Source organism: Escherichia sp. MR (genome assembly GCF_005280595.1).
GTDB lineage: Bacteria > Pseudomonadota > Gammaproteobacteria > Enterobacterales > Enterobacteriaceae > Escherichia > Escherichia ruysiae.
Genome location: NZ_SZVK01000113.1, coordinates 1 through 2,780, shown reverse-complemented (window position 1 = coordinate 2,780; position 2,780 = coordinate 1). Strand labels below are relative to the sequence as shown.

Annotated in this window: 2 protein-coding genes; both read left to right on the top strand. The window is 43.1% G+C overall.

The features are described from left to right. The first annotated feature begins 257 nt into the window (after positions 1-257). Entirely contained in the window at positions 258-2,015 is a 1,758-nt protein-coding gene (locus FC814_RS22360; protein WP_072664353.1) for a sensor histidine kinase, read from the top strand. Between the two features lie 11 nt (positions 2,016-2,026). Then, complete coding sequence (locus FC814_RS22355) at positions 2,027-2,683, top strand: response regulator transcription factor (protein ID WP_104725380.1); 657 nt, start codon at positions 2,027-2,029, stop codon at positions 2,681-2,683. The last annotated feature ends 97 nt before the right edge of the window (positions 2,684-2,780 follow it).

Sequence of the window (2,780 nt, the reverse complement as noted above, 5' to 3'; positions counted from 1 at the left end):
GATAGAAACAGAAGCCACTGGAGCACCTCAAAAACACCATCATACACTAAATCAGTAAGTTGGCAGCATCACCCGCTTACCCCTATAATATAGCTCTAGATAATAGCAGAAAGAATAACATCAGACCGGCGGCAAGCAGATATGCCGATAGCGATAAGCTTGAAAGACTGATTTACGTTTTCAGAAATTAACCATGTAAGCAAATGCCTGACACCAAGAAATATCTTTCATGACAGATAAAAACAGGAAACAGCATAATGAAGTCATTGATATATTTTGGAATGCTCATTTTTTTTATGATGAAATCCATCGCAGTTATCAGTGCAGAACCGGTAAACGAGCCAACAAAGCATCTGATTTCTATTGGTGTTTTTGCCGATCGGGGAATGACTGAAGCCAGAGAAAAATGGCAACCAACAATCAATTGGTTAAAACAAGAAATACCAGAGTATGATTTCCGGTTAATTCCGCTGCCTTTATCTCAGTTACAGCACGAAATTAGTCAACAAAATCTGCAATTTATCATTGTTAATCCATCAGAAAGTATCCGTATCGGTAGGGTTCACTCTTTATCCTGGATGGCGACATTAATCAGCCCAATGCAGGGCGGAACAACTACCGCAACAGGTTCGGCTATGTGGGTCAAAGAAAATAGCCCGTTTACCGATCTATTACAGTTATCCGGTAAGCCCATCGGTACCGCTCATCGTCAGGCATTCGGTGGTTTTATGGCAATGGAAAGAGAGTTGCACCAAATGGGTGTCAGCAATCGTTATTTCTCTCATGTACAGGAAATCGGTTATCCTCATGAATCCGTTGTTCAGGCTTTATTAGCCGGGAAAATTCAGGCCGCTATTTTGCCGGTCTGCCTCGTTGAATCAATGATAGAAAAACACCAGTTGGAAGAAAAAGCACTCCGGGCATTAAACAATATCGCGCCCGACTCCTTTGGCTGTCAGGTTTCTACTCGTCTTTATCCTAACTGGAGTTTTGCCATGACCGGCGCGGCAGACAGAACGTTGGGACGAAAGATTCTCACCGCATTATTAGCGGTTCCTAGCCAATCCGAAGTCGCAAAAGCTGCACAATCTCTGGGATGGACAGTTCCTGAAAGTCAGGCGGAACTGGATCGATTGTTTAAAGATTTAGGAATACATCCTCTGGAACAGCCCTGGTGGATTAAATTATGGGAGTGGATTAAGAGCCGTTACTACCTGCTGATCGTCATCGGTATCGCCTTAATTATTTTGCCGCTTCAATACATTTTCCTGAGGATGAAATATCGTAAAAGTACCCTTTCGCTACAGCAAGCGTTAGAGAATCTGCAATATGCTCAACGTCGGGCATTGGTCAATAAACTGGGCTCAAGTTTAGCGCATGAGTTAAGTCAGCCGCTGTCCGCGATTCATCTGTATGCTGAAGGTGAACTATCGCGCCGAAAACGCGGTGACCACTCCACGGATATTGATGTGTTACTGGATAAAATTCGCCATCAGGTTATCCGAATTAATCAAGTTGTCGATCGTTTCCGTCAATTACTCAGAAAGCAGGCTATACAAAAAACGCCTCAGGATCTGGCAATTATTCTGCAGCAGGCAATAAAACTTGTTGAGATCTATGCAAAATCAAAACAAGTAGAGCTAATTTTACATATCGATAAGCAAAAGATGCTTCTGAAGGCAGATAAAGCAGGAATAGAACAATTAATGGTTAATTTATTTACTAATGCAATTGATGCTTCCGCTCAGGCCGGTGCTTGCAGCGTATCGATCAATCTGTTATATACAGAAAACAAGGCACATTTAACCGTCAGAGATCGCGGAGCAGGTTTACAACTGCCACTGGAAGAACTTATGACGCCATTTGTCACAACAAAAGCGGACGGAATAGGCCTTGGTTTAGTTATCTGTAAAGAAATTGCCGAGTCACATCGCAGTACATTTTTACTACAAAACCATCCTGACGGCGGATGCGAAGCATCTGTTATCTTCACTCTCTACCACAACCATAAATAACGGAGTTCAGCATGTCAGAAATACAGCGTTTATACATTGTTGATGATGATGAATCCGTTCTGGATTCCCTTGAATTTGTTCTGCAAGGTGAAGGATATCAAACTCAGTGCTTCTCCTCCGCCGAAGCTTTTTTACAGTGGAGTGAACGGCATATTGAGTGCCTGACGGACACCGGTTGCTTAATTCTGGATTGCCGCATGCCGGGAATGGGTGGTCAAACGCTGCAAACATTGCTTAGCCAAACCAGAAGCACTTTAGGTATCGTTTTTCTGACCGGATACGGCGATGTTCCGATGGCCGTTGATGCCTTGAAACAAGGAGCCGTTGATTTTCTGCAAAAGCCGGTCGATCAAAAACATCTGTTACGTGCCGTGAAAAACGCTTTAATTTGGTCAGCAGCAGAAAAAGCGCGCCAAACGTACATCAGCCGTTATGAGCAATTAACCGGTCGTGAACGCAATATCTTAACTTTGTTGGCCGATGGAAAAACAAATCAGCAAATTGCTGAAAATCTTTTTATTTCTGCCCGAACGGTTGAAGTACATCGAGCCAATATGCAAAAACACTTAGGCATGGATTCTTTGGCTGAAATGGTTCGTCTTTATACGCTGGTTGAACCTTATTTAGGTGAGATTTGCGAGCCGCCGGTCAGAATAAAACGGAAATAGAAGAGAAATAGAATACGGCTATCGGTGATGCTGCCAACTTACTGATTTAGTGTATGATGGTGTTTTTGAGGTGCTCCAGTGGCTTCTGTTTCTATCA

Coding starts and splice junctions, on each gene's coding strand:
- FC814_RS22360 (WP_072664353.1), top strand. CDS start 258: ATGAAGTCATTGATATATTTTGGAATGCTCATTTTTTTTATGATGAAA.
- FC814_RS22355 (WP_104725380.1), top strand. CDS start 2,027: ATGTCAGAAATACAGCGTTTATACATTGTTGATGATGATGAATCCGTT.